The 17,945-nt window shown below is 35.4% G+C and carries 8 protein-coding genes; 6 read left to right on the top strand and 2 right to left on the bottom strand.

Annotation, left to right across the window (positions count from 1 at the left end; all coding sequences use genetic code 11):
- The first annotated feature begins 89 nt into the window (after nt 1-89).
- From CA2015_RS03205 to CA2015_RS03180, 6 genes are all read left to right on the top strand, one after another.
- Nucleotides 90-1,178 carry a glycosyltransferase family protein gene (locus CA2015_RS03205; protein ID WP_048640586.1) on the top strand — a complete coding sequence of 363 codons (1,089 nt, stop codon included), beginning with the start codon at nt 90-92 and terminating at the stop codon, nt 1,176-1,178.
- Nucleotides 1,179-1,420: 242 nt separating this feature from the next.
- Complete coding sequence (locus CA2015_RS03200; RefSeq protein WP_205749798.1) at nt 1,421-2,635, top strand: prenyltransferase/squalene oxidase repeat-containing protein; 1,215 nt, start codon at nt 1,421-1,423, stop codon at nt 2,633-2,635.
- Nucleotides 2,636-2,735: 100 nt separating this feature from the next.
- Nucleotides 2,736-3,497, top strand: a complete 762-nt coding sequence (locus CA2015_RS03195; RefSeq protein WP_084011616.1) for a WecB/TagA/CpsF family glycosyltransferase — start codon at nt 2,736-2,738, stop codon at nt 3,495-3,497.
- 21 nt (nt 3,498-3,518) lie between these two features.
- A complete protein-coding gene (locus tag CA2015_RS03190; RefSeq protein ID WP_084011614.1) occupies nt 3,519-4,622 on the top strand; it encodes a glycosyltransferase in 1,104 nt (367 codons plus the stop codon).
- A gap of 72 nt (nt 4,623-4,694) precedes the next feature.
- Nucleotides 4,695-5,657 carry a glycosyltransferase family 47 protein gene (locus tag CA2015_RS03185; protein ID WP_048640584.1) on the top strand — a complete coding sequence of 321 codons (963 nt, stop codon included), beginning with the start codon at nt 4,695-4,697 and terminating at the stop codon, nt 5,655-5,657.
- 14 nt (nt 5,658-5,671) lie between these two features.
- A complete protein-coding gene (locus CA2015_RS03180; RefSeq protein WP_048640583.1) occupies nt 5,672-6,778 on the top strand; it encodes a glycosyltransferase in 1,107 nt (368 codons plus the stop codon).
- Between the two features lie 176 nt (nt 6,779-6,954).
- On the opposite strand, the gene CA2015_RS03175 is transcribed toward CA2015_RS03180, so the two are convergent.
- Together CA2015_RS03175 and CA2015_RS03170 are read right to left on the bottom strand one after the other, a co-directional pair.
- The gene (locus CA2015_RS03175; protein WP_048640582.1) at nt 6,955-11,631 is read right to left on the bottom strand and encodes a malectin domain-containing carbohydrate-binding protein; all 4,677 of its coding nucleotides are present in this window, start codon (nt 11,629-11,631) and stop codon (nt 6,955-6,957) included.
- Between the two features lie 980 nt (nt 11,632-12,611).
- Nucleotides 12,612-17,192: a malectin domain-containing carbohydrate-binding protein gene (locus CA2015_RS03170; RefSeq protein WP_048640581.1), complete on the bottom strand. Its 4,581-nt coding sequence runs from the start codon at nt 17,190-17,192 to the stop codon at nt 12,612-12,614.
- Nucleotides 17,193-17,945: the final 753 nt, after the last annotated feature.

Genomic DNA, 17,945 nt, shown 5'->3' with positions numbered 1-17,945 from the left:
ACTACCGCTACTCAAACCAATCTATTATAAATATCGAAATCGTTAAACGATTGATTATTTTTTGAAAGAAAATAAAATTTATTAGATCAATGGAATTTATTGTTTATACCAATACAGAATGGGACGGACCACCTCGATCCAGGCATCAATTGGCCCATGCATTAGCGAAAAGATTTAAGGTTACTTTTGTGTCGTCAAATACCATCGGTATCCCCAAATTGGAAAGCACGTTGGTAAACAATAACTTCGAATTACTATGCCCATCTTTTCCATCTAGTTTTAGACTTAGGTACAGAATGCCGGTCTTAAATGAAGCTTACCAAGTGTGGCTATTTAGCAAGCTAAAAAAGCGGTTTAAGGGTAAAGATGTTATTTTTATTTGTACTGAATTTGGTGGGCATTTGGTTGGTAAATATTTTGAGAAATTTATTTATATGGCCAATGATGACTTTATTAACAATGTCAAAGTTCCTGGTTGGATGAAAGCTTACGCCATTTTCACACAGACTAGGTTGATAAAAACTTCGACCTTTTCCTTGGGGACTGCAAAAAAGTTAGTTGATGATTTTAGTAAGATAAATCCAAAATCCTATGAGTTAGCATTAGGAGCACCTGAATTTCCCAAAGTAGAGGAATCCCGATTAACCATAAATCGAATAGAAGAAAAGATAAGAGTGGTTTTACTTGGCTATATCGACAAGAAAAAAACACCACTGGCACTCATTAATAAAATTTTGGAAATAGAAAATGTAGAATTACATTTGATTGGGCCTATTAAAGATGATTTTCTGGACCACTTATCTATGCCTAAAAAAGTGGTTGCTCATGGGGTAATGACAGGTGATCCATTGAGTTTGAAATTGTTGGAGATGGATGTCGCTATCGCTCCATACTATATGGATGATCCAAATACAGGTAGAACGCCAAATAAAATGTGGCAATATCTGGCCACTGGTAGACCTGCAGTAATAACCAATCTTCCGAATGTGAGGCATTGGGAGTTTCCAGAAGGAACAGTCTATAAAGCGAATAACGATAATGAATTTGTATCTTTTGTAAAGCAGGCATTCGACGAAAATACTGAAGTATTGATCAAAGAAAGAATCACTATTGCGGCAAACAATTCTTGGAGCAAAAGGGTAGACCAACTGTTAGCTTATATAGAAAAGTATTATTAATAGAATTGGTAGATATATAGGATGTAAGCTACAATCATATATCTCAAACATTCTCGGGAGTCGGAAATCCTATGCGAAAGGAAGGAAAGCGCACTGGCTTAAAGACTTATTTTATTTGTCTTTAAAGAGAACTTGGTCTTTTTAATTCAATACTTTGAGTTTTACTTATACGATAAGCTGGTTTAATTCTCTCAAAATAGATACATTGATTTTCGGAAAGTACTGATTGAAACAATATTAAAATGCCATCAAACAAAGAAACAATGAGTCAAGTAAACGATTTTTTCAACTCCTTTGAACAATTGGCCGACTTTTGTTCCAAGGAGGAATATAAAGGGTATGATCCGTATGATAGTTTAAATAGTAAACTTTTTCAGTCCATTCCTTTGCTTTCGAAATCTCGTATTGCTAAGCTAGCTTGGACGCAGTTTTTTAAGCGCGCACCTATGAACCTAAGGCCTCTTGTAGGTGTGCCTAAAGAATTTAACCCAAAAGCATTGGGTTTATTTCTAACAAGTTATTGTAACCTTTACGAAATTGATCCACAAACCCATTATTTGGAGAAGATTAATTTCTTTGGAGATAAAATTTTGGATCTACAAACAAAGGGGTGGAGTGGAAGTTGTTGGGGATACAATTTTGACTGGCAAGCCAGGGCATTTTTCCAACCTAAATATACTCCTACAGTAGTGGCCACTACATTTATAGCTTGTGGGTTACTTGATGCTTTTGCCATTACTGAGAGAAAGGAGTTTTATGCTGCAGCAAGAAGTGCCTGTGATTTTGTTTTAAAGGATCTTTATCGTACTTACGATGACAAAGGAGACTTCTCTTTTTCTTATTCTCCATTAGATAAAAGTGTTGTTTTCAATGCTTCACTTTTAGGAGCACGATTACTAAGTAGGGTTTACTCTATTTCTGGTGAGAAGGAATTAATTGAGGAAGCCAAGAAAGCTGTGAATTTCGCTTGTGGATATCAGAAAGAAAACGGTGCTTGGAGTTATGGGACATTGCCTTTTCATCATTGGATCGATAATTTCCACACTGGTTATAACCTTGAGTGCTTGTCTGATTATGCGCGATATTCTGGTGACCATTCCTTTGATAGTTATATGGAAAAGGGATTTGACTATTATATCAATACCTTTTTTACTGATGAAGGTATTTCAAAATATTATAATAACAGTACTTTCCCAGTGGATATTCATGCACCTACCCAATTGTTGATTACATTAGATAAGTTAGGGCAATTTGATAAACACAAAGAAATGGCTGTTAAAGTGATGCAATGGACTATAGCTAACATGCAATCTCCAAAAGGTTATTTTTATTATCAGATTAACAAACATTTTACGTCTAGAATCCCTTATATGCGGTGGGCGCAAGCGTGGATGTTTTTATCTTTTACAGTATTATTTAAAAAAGAAAGTTCTTTTTACAACAAAAAACACTCCTGATAGGGTGCTTGGATAGCTTAAAGAGAGGTACTAGCAAGGATAAGTTCTACTGATAAAAATGAAAAATATAAAACATTAAGTTTACATAAAGAGCAATCTTATGAAAGAGGTAAAAAGAATTAGTATTTGTAATGTACCTGTAGATTCCTTAACCATGGATGAAACTGTGGCATTGATAAACCAAAGTATCAAGAAGAAAGAAAATTTGCACCACGTAGTAGTGAATGCTGCAAAGCTTGTTAATGCTCAAAAAGATCCTGAGCTAAAAGCATCAATAGTTGAATGTGATATTATTAATGCAGATGGGCAATCTATCGTTTGGGCAGCCCGTTTTTTAAAAGAATATCTTCCTGAGCGAGTAGCAGGAATTGATCTTATGGATAATTTAGTAGGTTTAGCTGCTAAGGAAAATTATAAAATATTTTTTCTCGGAGCCAAAGAAGATGTAGTTAATAAGGTTGTTGATATTTATTCAAATAAATACAATAAAGATATAATTGCAGGCTACAGGAATGGGTATTTTGGAAAGGATGAAGAACTTGAAATCGCCAAGCAAATAAAAGCCTCTAATGCCGATATTTTATTCGTAGCAATGAGCTCCCCAAAGAAGGAGATTTTCTTAAATAAATACAAAGAGGTCATGGATGTGCCCTTTATAATGGGAGTAGGGGGTAGCTTCGATGTGGTATCTGGAAAAGTGAAAAGAGCACCTGTGTGGATGCAGAACATTTGTCTTGAATGGTTCTACAGGACAATGCAAGAACCTGGTAGAATGTGGAAACGGTACCTTACTACTAATGTAGCATTTGTGAAGCTTCTTCTGACAGAGAGGCTTAGCCCAAGTAACAGAAGGAAAACCTAATTTAAATAAACGATTAAGATATTGGAAGAAAGGGAAAAACCAAGGTTACTACTGGTTAACAATTATAGCATGGAGAATGCCTATGCGCTTTGGCAACAGGGTAAAAGTGGAAGTCACCATGTTTGGGGAAAAGTAGAGTTGGAGAGAAGAGGAAATGTTGAAGTTAAAATTTTTCAGCATGAAAAATATTCTTTTCTTAATCGAATAGGTAGTTTGTTGAAAGTCAAACACCTGGACCAACAGTTGAGATTGTTGAATTATGGTAAGCATTTTGATATATTGTACGCGCCTTATTCTTGGTCGAACACCAGGCTACTAATAGTGTTAAAATTATTGGGTTTGTACAGAAAACCAATTTTAGTGACCATACACCAACCTTTTATGAAAATGAATTCTTCAAATTCATTTTTAAGGTGGGTCAGTAAGCAATTTTTGTTTCAATATGACGGTATTGTTTTTCTTAGTGAAAAGCTGAAGGAACATACAATTAGGGCACTAAATATTACTAAAAAGAGTGATTTGGCTAAAATTGATACAGCGCAATGGGGGCCAGATACTAAGTTTTACGATAAGGTAGTTAGCAATGAAGAAGATGCTTTGACTTACTTTATAAGCGCTGGTCATACAGCCAGGGATTATGTCACATTAATTGAGGCATTTAGAAAAATGGATCACCAACTTAGGATTTTTTGCACACCAAGTTCAAAACCTGTGGTAAAAGATTTACCTAGTAATGTGACCATTAATGCTTCCTTTATTCCTTATGAAGAACTGCTTAAGTTTTATAAAGAGTCTATTGCTATATTAATACCTCTTAAATACCCTGATAGTCAAGAAGGTTGTCAAGGTATGACAAGCTTACAAGATGTAGTAGCTTTAGGAAAACCCACTGTTATCACAGAGAATCCAATGATTAATATAGATGCTGCTAAAGAGGGTTTTGGAATTACTGTAGGTAAAGGAGATGTAAATGGATGGGTGGAAGCCGTTGAGCTATTAGCAAAAGACAAACGGATGTTTCGGAAAATGAGTGATCAAGCAAATCGTGTATATTTGCAAAAGTTCAATTCCGAATTATTTGCAGAAAAATTAGAGAAAGCTGTTCTAAAAATTCGTTTAAGATAGCTATATTAGGATAATATTTCGATTCTTTAGAATTTGTTTTCCATTTTTAACTAATAAACACATATTTAAGGTATGAAATTGTTTGGTCTTACCAATGTTTCAATAGAAGACAAATCAGATTATAGATTTGAGGAATTGAATGAATCAAAGTTTATAAAGAATGTAATTGATGAGTTAAGGGGGATTCTACAAGGGAAGTTTGATGATTTTGAGTTTTTTATTTATTCCAATCACCGCGTAAATAAAAGAAACCCTGATTCAGGAACTGATATTATGCCACCTAGTGGCGATTATAAATCCAGTAAAAAGAAAATATTACTTTATTTTTCAGATGAGAGGGGTTTAGATCCTAGTTGTTTTTCTGATAAGTATTTTGCAGTTTTTAAATCCTATATAGGAATGAAAGCTAAGGCTAAAAATGTTTTCCCTCTTGCCTTAGGCTATGTGAATGCTGTTCCTGAATTTCCAAATAAACCTATTAATAAAAGGAAATACAATGTTTTTTTTAGGGGAAACCTTAATATGAACAGAATAGATTTTTACCGAATTTTTTCCAAATGGGGTTTTATTTTACCTTCAGAGAAAATTTTAACACATGATTACTACCGAAAGTTTTTGTTGAAGCTTGGCAGTGATTTTAGTTCGTTTTTTTCTAATTCTATTGTCATTTTTAATAATGGATTTAAAGCTGGCTTTTCTCCAGAGAAGTATGGGGAAGTATTGGCAGATTCTAAAATTGTACTGTGCCCAAAGGGGTATTTTATGACAGAATGCTTTAGGCATTTTGAAGCGATGAGAGCAGGCTGTGTAATCATTTCTGAACCTTTGCCAGATACTCCTTTTTATGCCAATTCTCCCTTAATTCAAGTGAACAATTGGGAAAAAGGATGTGATATTGCACAAGAGTTATTAAAGGATGAGGCTAAGCTTGAGGAAATTCATCGAAAAACACTCGCATGGTGGGAGGAAAAGTGTTCAGAACATGCTACTGCCCAGTACATCGTCGCAAAGATAGAAGAATTGGAACGAATCTAATTTGGCTGCAAATTATGGAGAAAAAGATAAAAGTACTTTTAATCAACTCCTATTCCTTTGAAAATATCTACGAAAATTGGAAAAAGGGGACCAATCCAAGCCATTACCTAATGGGGAAGATTGAATTAGAGAAATCAGGAGATTTTATAGTAGATATCCACAAACATCAAAAATACAAGTGGCTTGACAAAATAGGTAAGTACCTAAAAATACCATTCCTAGATCAACAGGTGAGAGCATTATTTATAATTAAAAATTATGATCTTGTTTATATGCCTTATCCAGTTTCTATCAATAAATTGTTAACATTCTTGAGGTTTTTAGGGTTGCTCAAGATTCCTTTGGTAGGTTTAGCTCATCAAAATTTTATTTATTATAAGAACAAGAATTCTATTTTGAATAAGTTGGGAGTTAAACATCTGCGGCAGTTTGATGCGTTTGCGTTTTTTTCAAAAAATTTGATGGTAAAAACACAAAGAGATCTTCATTATAACGAGGAAGAAAAAGAGAGTAAATGTTTCCCTGTAAGTTGGGGGGCAGATGTGGGCTTTTATAAAAATTTGAAAGCGAAGAATGAAAGTGATCAAGCTCCTTATGCAGTTTGTGCCGGTACAGCTGATAGAGATTATGACATGCTCATTAAAGCTTTTGAAAATTTACCCTATAACTTAAAGATATATTGTACCCCAAATACCATCCCCTCTTCGGTAAATCTTCCTGCAAATGTAACAGTAGACACTACCTGGGTGCCATATGATCAACTTTTGGAGTCATACGTTAATTCTTCGTTTATTATTATCCCACTAAAAGAAGAAATTAGAGAAAAAGGAAATACCTATGGACTTACAGTTTTGTTGGATGCCATGGCGGTAGGTAAACCAATTTTAATGACACAGCATTCATTTTTGGATATCGATATAGAAGAAGAAAAAATAGGGCTCTGGGTTAATGAAAATAATCCAGAGGGATGGAATAAAAAATTGAAGAAAATGATAGGCGGCGAATTAAATCTTGATGAAATGGGAGAAAGAGCCAAAATTCTTCATGTTGAGAAATACAATATTCAAAATTTCGCTAATCAATTGGCTGAAGTTTTCAAGACTGTTTTAAACCGTAAGTAAATCTTTCCTATGGAGCAGCTCCTGCCTGAATTGATGCATGATGATCGCTAAGTTGATATTGAAAATTGAATTGTGAGGGGTATTTGGAATTTCCTTCTCACTTAGTAAGTTCTTAAATAGCAAAAGGCTCCCTGAAATAGTATCAGGGAGCCTTTTATGATTGATAAATCCTTTGCTTATGGATTGACGATTAGTCTTTGTTTATTGATCACAGTTTGTTCGTTGCTAATGCTTACCAGGTACATTCCTTGAGTAAGGTTGTTTAGTGGGATATTGAATTGGTTGTTTTCAGTTTTGATGCTGGCCAAGTCAAAGTGGCTCACCAACTGACCGTTCATGTTGTGGATAAGTACTCTTCCTCTTTCGATTTCAGCGTTGATTTCCAAAGTAGCTCTTTCCTTGGCAGGATTAGGGAAGATACGAATCTCTTCTTTTGCAACAGTTTCAGTGTACACATCCATTTCCTTGTAACCCCTGCTGTACATTTCTTTGTATCCTCTGTTGAAGGAGTTTTGAGATGTTCTTAGGTTAGCGGCGATGTTTCCTCCTTTGGCAGCGCTTCCTATGATGGCAATGCCAGAGATGCTTGCATTATTCACTTTGGCGTTCATTTCCAATACCAGTTTACCATCAGTCACTTCGATGTTTTCAAAAGAAAGCAAGGTTGGTGCATTGTTGTTTTCAACAAAAAGGTCAAAATCACTTTTTAATACCTTGCCCTGAAGAGAGATGTCATAAACCCTTTTTCCAGCTTGAGCAGCACTACCGGCATGTCCAAACCACAATTCATGGTGCATGGTGAACACGGTGTAAGTTCCATTAGGTACAGGAATGGTATAGGTCAAGTTTTTACCGCTTCTTTCTGATTGGAAAAGTTCATCTACAGCGATTTTATTGTTTTCATAGCTGTTGGTTCCCTCATTGTAAAACCTTTCAGTATTGGATTCCGCCAGGTAAGTGATGCCATTCAATGTTGCGTCTGACTTGTCACCAGTATTTAAAAAGAAAAGATGTTCTGAACCAGGTGTCTGAATAACCTCATCAATTTCTTCGATAATAGATATTCCGGAGATAGAGGCATTGTTGGCGCTAGCGATCAATTTCAAGTCTAAAACGCCATCTACTACCTGTACCCCTTCAAAAGTAAGGACGGTCTCTTGGTTGTTGTTGTAAGAATAGATATCAAAATTGTCCATGACCACATTGCCTTCCAAAAGAATGTCAAATACCCTTCTTCCTGCTCTTGCAGCAGATCCACCTTTTCCGAAGTACAACTCATTGTGGTAAGTTTTCACTGTGTAAGTTCCATTTTCAACAGGTACTAAGAAATCCAATGTAGAAGCATACCTTTCAGACTGGAAGATTTTTTCGCTGCTGGCATTTGTATTGGTAGACGTATTAGATTTAGATGAGGTAATGAATTCACTTGCTGATACGTGAACATTGTTCTGGAAGGTAATGGCCTCCTTAGCAGTTGTGTTAAGGTGTATGGCAGCTCCTTCTGTTTTAGGTGTTTCTGCTGGAGTTTCTACAGGCACTTCTACAGGAGTTTCTTCAACGACTACCTCTGTCACTGGCACAATAGCGATTCCAGAGATCAGGCTGTTGTTTGAAGAAGCAGTAAGCTCCAGATCAAGTATTCCGTCAGTTACCTCGATGGTGTTAAAAGTAAGAGTAGTTTCCTGATTTTTGTTTTCAAGGAAAATATCAAAGTTTTTCTTAACCACATTTCCTTCAATTGAGATATCAAATACCCTTAGTCCGGCTCTTTCATATTTACCATCGTTTCCAAAATACATTTCGTTGTGATATGTTTTGATGGTGTAAGTGCCTTTTTCTAAAGGGATTTCAAACTTGAGGTTTTTGTTGAACATTTCAGTCTGGAAAAGAACTTCATCACTTCCTGATACCTTGGTAGCTACATTCACCCCAGATGATTTGATGTATTCCTTGTTGATAGCTACGAATTGCTGTCCTTCGTAATTCACAGTACCATTGTAGCCTACGTGGTAATAAGTTCCTTCCAATATGTCATTAGCTACATTTTCAACAGGTTTGCTTTCGATAACTTCTACCACTTTGTTTTTAGCAGTAAACTCTATTTCAGAAGAAGTACTTACATTTCCTTCTTTGTCAGTGACAGAAGCCCACACATAGTTTCCACCAGCAGGAATTTCTTCAATAACAGCCTGGTAAGGTAGTTCTTCACAAGAACCTACCAATTTCAAACCACAATAGAAATCTACTTTTTCGATGTTGTTGTCCAGATTCGTAATCTCACTGCTCAATGTTACTTTATCGCCTTCGGTGAGCTGAGTGATGTCTTCTTTGATAGCCAATTGAATTTCAGGTGTTTTGATGAGCTCAGGTTTTTCTTCTATCTCAGCTCCTTTAGCCACACGGATCAACACCACAGAACCATAAGCAGGAATAGTAACCTGTCCGGAGAATTTCTCCAACTTGGCATTTACATACTCACCAGACAAGGCAATAGTTTTGCTACTTTTTGTAGGGTTGTATTCAAATACGATTTCTTCTTCAGGGTTAATAAATGAAGCTTCAACTTCAACAAACTCCAAGTCATCCATCCAATAGGTGAAGTTATCCTCCGTAGAAGTGATCAAAAGGGATACATCATTAACATCTGCATAGGGAGAAACAAGTACCTCATAACCATCAAGGCTGGTATTTACTTCCAACGTGGTCATGGCAGATAATTTTTCCCAAGGGCTACCGGTGTACCTTAAGTAAGTCGAAATGTTTCCCACTTTATTAGCCAAGGCATTGAATTTTAATAAGTAAGTTTTGTCCTTCTTCAATCCTCCCAAGACTATTTTAACTGCACTGGATCCAGAACCGCTAACTTTAAGTGCTCCACCATTTGTCTTACTATTTGACTCCCACTGTTGTTTGCAATTACTACAGTAAACCCCACTCACATTTTGATCGAAAGAAGAATTGGCATAAAGACTAGAGCCAATTTTCTTTGTAATGGTATAAGTGGAAATTTCTACAGTATTACTTACAGAGTTTTTGTCTTTACCGAACTTGGCAGTCCATTGTTCCAGGTTGTCTATGGCTGCTTCTCTTTTTCCATTTCTTGTGTATTGATTTTCGATACTGAACTCATCACCAAGAGGTCTAAAAAAGTAGTTTTTATCAAAGCTACCAAGAGATTGCATGTCGTCTTTGTAAGTTTTGATGGAATAAGAATTTTGATCTGGGGTTTTTGAAAAGAACTGATTATTAACAACGTTAATGTCCCTTGTGTCTTCTCCGATAGCACTGTTTCCTAATGTTAACGAAGAATGAGAGTTGAAAAAAGTATTGCCTGAAACAAGGATATTGTTAGCATTGGACATTTTTAATCCAGAGTTTTCAGTGTTGCCAATGGTGTTGCCAATGATCTCAATGTTGTTGGAGTTATCATCAAGAAAGATGCCTTCAGCCAAAGGCTTGTAGTTAACCCCTTTGTCAGGAATACCACCTTTGCTTCCAATACTATTAACTACGATATTTCCTTCGATTTTACGGCCTTTATACCCTTGATATTGTACCCCGCCAAAGGTGTAAATTCCTCCACCGTCACCCTTTATCTGGCAAAAAGTATCTACAAAATTATTTTTGACAACTGAATAGTTTCCATTGAACTGGATGCCGTTGAAGCCTGAATTAATGATGGCATTGTTTTGAACCAATACATTTTCTCCATAGGCAAATATACCTATGCCTGCAGCATCTTCATTTTGTGTTCTCCCAGCGACCAACGCCGTCTTAGTTATTTCATTATCTCTAATTATAGCATTGTCATTACCATATCTTAGGTACATTGCATTGTTGTAAGTATTGCTGATTTTGTTTCTTTCTACCAACAAATCCAATACTTCTAATGCAAGGATACCATTCTCTCCAGAAAAATTGATTTCAGAATTCGTAATTTTGATGTTGTTTCCGCCTTCTAATTTGATGGCGTCTTTATTGGCTCCTTTAAAGTTGATGTTTTCAATAGAGATATTGACATCTCTGTAGTCCTTTATTAATAGGTTGTCTAAAGTACTTACTTCTACTTTCATAGAAGTAGGATTGCTGTTACCGAAGTAAACGTTTATTTTTTTAGTAGAAGGATTGAAATACCATTCTCCAAAGGTATCGAGGGTCTTGATGTGGTTCTGAATAAAAAAACCGTAATCTCTTTGAGCTGGATAAGCACTGATGTTTCCATTGTAACGAATCTGACTTCCGCTGTGGGAAGAGATTTGGTGAGTGTCAATTATCCATTGGTTTTTTTTGATGACTACCTCTCCACCATTCCAGTCAGGTGATCCACCTAGCTCACTACTTGAAAGAAGGTAGTTGCCACTTACATCTTCAATATTCAAATAACCTTCATTGGCAACATCACTATTGGGATACCTTCCCAACTCATGCGCCTCGCCGTTGATCAAAAGCACTTGAACGGTACTGGTACTGATGGATGAAGTACTTTCATAAATTCCGTTTCCTATAGACTTCCAACCACTCACGGTTTTCAAAGAAGTGATTACAGGCTTGGCTCCCGAACCGTAAGCCCCTACTTTGATAGGAGAGCTAGCAGAACCTGAGGCACTGATATGTAGTGTGCCATAAAAAGTTTCACCTCTATTGAACAAGATGGCATCTCCTGGCTTTAGGTAATTGAAAAGTGAATTGACCTTGTCAATAGATTTCCAAGGAGTAGCAGGGTTTTGAGCTTCAGCTAAAGACCGGTTGTCATTTCCTTTTTCATGGGAAACATAATAGTTAGCAGCAAAAACATTGGTAAGTGAGGCTGCCAAAACAATCAGAAAGGAAATGGAGAAAAGTAACGCTTTCATGGTGTTGTATTTTAAAGTTTATAATCTTATCGTTTTAGACATTCACCTCGGTATTTGAGGTGTTTGTTAATTTTGTCCTACTATTTTTGATTTATGAAGTCTGAAAACGGTATTTCAATTAAAAGAATCTTGTTTTTTGATTTTCATATATATCAAAATGAAATTCTAAATATGAATCTCATTTCAATAATAAACGGTATAAAATTCTTAAATACAAACTTTTCATTCCCAGAGAAAGCTGCGGAGAATGAAGCAGGAACTGAGTAATTTCAGTAGGTGAATTGATTATTGCTTTTGGAATTCTGAATTTTGTCGCTGATCTAAAAAAAAGGGGCAAAAAGTTTTTCTAAAAAAAAAATAACTTTTTTAAATATTTTCAATAAATGGCTGGACTTGGATGATTTAACTGAGTCATTTGATTGCAGACTTGCAGAAATCCAAGCGATAAAAGATTGATAAACAGGATTCGAAAGAAGAATAAAGCCGGAAAAGTAGCTGTAAAAAGGAAAGATTAACTTTATACAGGTGGTAAAAAGTTGAAAAAAAACCGATTTCTACTCTTTTCCAGGGGAGGTATTGGGTTAAAAAATAAACTATCTAAAGAAGATTTGTGCTTTGGCAAGTTGCGTGGTTTAAACCCATAGTATTAAACTCAAAATCATTTTATAAGAAACTTAGGCATCTGTGAAATTAAACCCGGATTATGTATAGGATTTCTCCGTCCTGACAATAGTCTGAAGCCTGTCCCGTGTTTACGTGAAGTGTTGCAATCGCAAGAAAAGGCTGCTTGGAGATTTAAGCATAGCACCGCTATGGTGAAATTGAAAACAGCAACGAAGTGGTTGATTTTAAAGCGATTTCAGCACGTAATAGAATGTCTATTGCATATTTCGGGTTAAAGTGTAAGATTGAATACTCTACGTGAGAAAAAAAAAGACCTTGAAGTTGTTCAAGGTCTTTTTTAGAGAAAGTAAATTGTTTTAAGGTGTGACAGCCAGTCTCATCCTTTCAAGTATTTCAGCTTCTGATGAAAGAGTAATAATATAGATACCTTGTTTCAGGTGGTGAACAGGTATTTCATATTTTCCTTCTGAATTGACAATGCTCTCTGAATCAAAATAATCAACTCGCTGACCATTCATATTGTGAATGCTTATGTAAAATCTCCCTAACTCTTTCCCTATTTCAAGGGTAGCTGAAGTTACAGCAGGATTAGGATAGAGTTTGTTTTCATAGGTATTTTGAATTCCATCTTCTCTCATTTCGCTTAGGGTTGACAACGCTTCAGCTTCGCCAATTATCTGTCTTAGATTTGTGTTACCTAGGTTATCCTTAGCACTTGGGAAAATAGCAATTCCGGATAGCAAAGCATTGTTTATTACTCCATTGAGATTTAAGTTTAAAACGCCGTCTGAAACGTCGATATTCTCAAATCGTAAAGCAACGGGTCGATTTGTGTTTTCTATGTAGAGGTCGACATTGCCTTTTACTTTAACACTTTCAATAAAGATGTCAAATACCCTGTTGTTCGGACCCGTCGTATTAGTTATCTCACCAAAATAATTTTCATTATGGTAGGTAATAACTGTGTATTTCCCGTTCGACACAGGGAATTTATAATCTAGTGATCTCCCGTAACGATTAGATTGGTACAATTGATCTGAACTTGATGAAGGAACAATGTATAGATTTGATTCAGAAGGTATTTGCCCAACACTATTTTCTGAGACAAAGTCAACTCCATTGTATTTGGTATCCGCTTCGCTTCCCACATTTATAAAGAAGGAATCTTCTTCTGAAGGGTTGCTAACGCCACTCATTGGGATGATCGCTATTCCTGATAAAAGGGCGTTGTTAACAGAGGCTTTAAGTTCGATTTTAAGCTCACCATTCTTTACTATAATTTCGTTGAAAACCAAAACAGTTTCCTGATTTCCACTTGTAGCATAAAGATCAAGATTACTTTTTACCAGTTGATTTTGCATGAATATGTCAAATACCCTTAACCCTTCTCTTGTATCAGGGTTAGATACTCCAAAATAGTTTTCTATATGATAAGTTTTAACTCTATAAGTACCATTTTTGACTGGGATCGTATAGATCAGGTTTTCTGAAAACCTATTGGTTTGAAATAAAGGCTCATTAGAGGAAGCAATGTTTTCATAAATTCCAGATGATGAGAAATGTTTGTCAATATAATCAGAGACAAATAAGTCCCCATTGTATTTCTCATCTTTAAGACCGCCTACATTTATAAACTTTGCACCTTCTATGGATTCTACTGGTGCTGCTGTACCTTTCTCTATAATTGAGATGCCTGAGATAATGGCATTGTTTGCAGAAGCAATTAAGTTAAGGTTTAAAATGCCGTCTTTAACTTCAATGTCTTCATGGGTTAATACTACCTTTTGATTTTTACTTAAGGCGTACAGATCTAGGTTTTTGTATTTGGTTTGTCCCTCAAGGATCACATCAAATACCCTTTTGCCATTACTTCCAGAGACACCATTAAGCCCAAAGTGAACTTCTTGATGGTAAGTTTTTACCGTATAGATGCCGTTAGGGATGGGGATTTTATACTCAAGATCTTCATTAAATGAAATGGATTCAAAAATGCTACCTTCTCCAGTGTTCAATTCTAAGGAGTTGGATCTACCAGTGGACCCATCGGCTTCACCTAATGAAATAAACGTATTTCCTTCATAGGATTTCGTATCATTTGATCCAATGTTTAGGTGTAAGGAATAAGAGTCTCCGATTGGGTTTCCAGTTTCAGAATCAGGGATTTCAGCATTTATTTTTATAGCTATTTGAGCTGAAGTAGCTACCGTGGTGTTGTTGTTATTGACAACAATTGCTGTAATTTGATGGTTTCCTGCATCCCCATTTCCCCAGCTGAGCTTATAGGGTTGTTCTGAAGCATTACCAATAAGTTGATTGCCATTGTAGAAAGCGACCTTGCTAATGTTGTCTTGATTAGCCGTTACTTCGGCTATCAGTTCTATTTTCTCTCCGAGTTCAAAACTACTATTGGAACTTGGTGTAGTAATTTTCACCTCTTGTTGAATATCAGGTTTGGAGACTGGAGGAGGAGGAGTGGCCTCTGATGTTCTTACTAATATGGCAGAAGAATAAGGTTCTATTTGATAGGAACCAGTGTAAGAGACACCTTTAACGTCTTTAAATGTTCCATCCAAAGAAATTGACTTCTTTGATTTAGTAGCATTGTATTCAAAGAGAAATACATTGTCAGGATCAGTTATTTCCACATCTGCTTCTCTTATTTCTAAATCGTCAATCCAGTATTCCCAATTTCCAACATCAGAAATAAACATAATTACTGGTTCAGAAACATTGGCGTAAGGCTTTAATAGAACTGAATATTCTTTTGCTTCAGTTCCTAATTCTACTACCGTAGCGGGAGAAACAATTTCCCAAGGAGTTCCAGCATATCTTAAAACGACTCTAAGGTTCCCAGTTTTATTACTTTTGGCTTTGAATTTCGCAACGTAAGTTTTGCTTTTTTCAACACTTCTAATTCTTGCTAGAGCTGAGGAATATCCCGGACTATTGATTTTGATGGACCCGCTCAAAATTCCATTGGAATCCCAAGATTGTGTACAGTCATTGCAATTAAAATTATTAATGCCTTTTAGAAAAGATAGATTATCATACAGCAATTCCCCTATAAAACTTTTAAGGCTAAATTGTTTAAATTCATCCTGTATAAATGTAACGGAAGTTTTGTCTTTATTAAAAGTGCTTTTCCAATTGTTTAGGTCTTTGATTTCCATGTATTTCTTATTGTCTTTATAATAAGAAAGGTAAATACTGTGGTTGTCACCTAAAGGTCTGGCGAAATAATTGCTCTCAAAAGTTCCGAAACTTGGTATGTCATCCTTATAAGAATTGATGTAGTAAGAGTGTTGGTCAGTGTGTTTTGAAAAGAGTATATTGCTTGAAAAGGTCACATTTCGGGTGTCTGTTCCTCTTTCGCTATTTCCTACCAATGCTTGGACATAAGAATTGAAAAAAGTATTGTCCTTAACACTTACATTGAAAACATTAGATGCTTTAAGTCCTGAATATGTTGTATTTGCAATAGTGTTTTTAATTAAGGAAACATTATTTACATTATCATCTAAAAATATTCCACTGCCTTGTGGGTGGTGGTTTTGTTTTGCGTAATTGGGTGTGCCATAATTTGTAGCAAAGCCATCTATTATTATGTTACTTTCAATAACTCGGTTGCTGAAGTTGGTAACTGTGTTGCCACCAAAAGTGTAAATTCCACCACAGTCATTTTTTAAGAGGCAAAATTTCTGTATTAGATTGTTCTTGATAGAAATATTGTTTCCGTTAAAATGAATCCCGTTAAATCCAGTCTGTTTGACAATATTGTTCTCAATGAGTACATTATTACCTGATACAAATATTCCATTGCCGTTATTATCCTCGTTTTGACCTCCGCCATGAAATGGAAAACTGTTTTCAATAATATTGTCCCGAATGATAGCATTATCATTACCGTACCTTAAATTAAGTCCTGTGTTTAAGGAGTAATTAATCCTACTATTTTTTATAACTAATTCCTTGATGTTTAGTGAAGTAACGCCATTCTCTCCTGAAAATTCAATGTCAGTATTGTTAATGACTACATCCCTTCCTTCTCCTATATATATGGCATCTTTATTGGCACCTTTAAAGTGAAGGCTCTGTATCAACAAATGATCTACATTGTAAGACTTTACGAGAAGGTTTTCTAATGTAGCAACTCGGACGGTGTGATTGTTTGGGTTAGTATTGCCAAAATAAATATTTAATTTTCTGCTGTTGTTATAAAACCACTCGCCGAATTTGTCAAGTGTGGAAAGGTGATTTTGAATGAAAAATCCAAATCCTGTAGTAGGGTTATATGCTCCAGACCCATGGTAGTTTATAGTAGAACCTGAATTGGACTTGATGAGGTGCCTATCCAAAATCCATTGATTTTTTCTTATGACAATCTCACCATTACTGAAGTTAGGTGCTCCTGACAGTTCATTGCTGCTAACTGAAGAGTTTCCAGAAAAAGAGGAAACACTCAAATAGCCACCATTTGGTCCGTCGCTATTTGGGAATCGACCCTTTTCATAAATCTGTTCATTTATAGTTACAATGTTTGATTCATAATTTGGAAAAGTATTTGTGCTCTCATACCTACCATTTCCTATAGATGCCCAGCCGCTCACCTTTTCAAAGGAAGTTATTATGGGTTTAGCCCCTGATCCATAGGCGTCTATTTTAATGGGACTGCCAGGACTACCACTTTTGGTTGCCTTTATTGTGCCATAGAAAGTTTCACCTCTTTTAAAATAAATGGCATCTCCAGGCTTTAAACTACCAAAAATGGCATTTAATTTGTTAATAGATTTCCAGGGTGTGTCGGGATTTTGTGCTTGTGTGGTACTTCTGGAATCATTCCCCGATTCGTTTGAAAAATAGTAATCTGTAGCGCTAGCCTTTATGCTCAATAATATCAAGCTGAAACAAAGGACTAGCTTTGGTAATGTGCTATTCATTAGGACTCGTATTTAGTTGGTGGTTTGCTAATATTTAATCAACTTAGGTTTGAAAACGCATACAAATATTTCATCCAATATCATAAGATATGGATAGGTTGTTCATGTGGAGTTTTTTAGTTGGCTTTCTCCACTTTATCTCCGTCCCTTCTAACCTGATTATTCTCGCACTTGAACTGCCTAATATTTTGGGTAATTAATTGTTAAGTAGGCATAGTGGTGCAATGAAATTTCGTACCAAATATTTAATTCTAGTTAAATCTATGAGTTATGGCAATTCTTGTTGGTGTGTTTATTTAGCAATTTTTACTCATTATTTATTTCATACCTAATATTTAGTATGTAATACTACTTAAAATGCATTTAGTAAACAATTTTTAACATTGAATTATTTTATTTTTTTTTATTTTAATTGATCAGTTGGGTAATTAATCTTCAATGTATATGTGGGTAGACCCCACATTGTGTTTATTTCTTCAACAAGTTTATTTATTTATTGTAGAAAGATTAAATTATTTTATGATTTTTATTGATAAGTATCTTAATTAATTAAGGTGATTTTTTGACGAAAACTTATTAATTGGGAGCCAAAATATTTTGATCGATAAATTAAGAATTATTTCAATAAAATTTTAATTATTGTAATATTTTAATCAAAATTTGGTAAAATTGCTTACCTAAACAATTAATTATTCTTTTCTAGATTCAGTCTTTCTTTTAGACGGGCATTTTTTCTTTTGATCCAGTTAATTG

The organism is Cyclobacterium amurskyense (assembly GCF_001050135.1).
In the GTDB taxonomy this organism is placed as follows: Bacteria; Bacteroidota; Bacteroidia; order Cytophagales; family Cyclobacteriaceae; genus Cyclobacterium; species Cyclobacterium amurskyense.
This window is presented reverse-complemented; position numbering and strand designations above follow the sequence as displayed.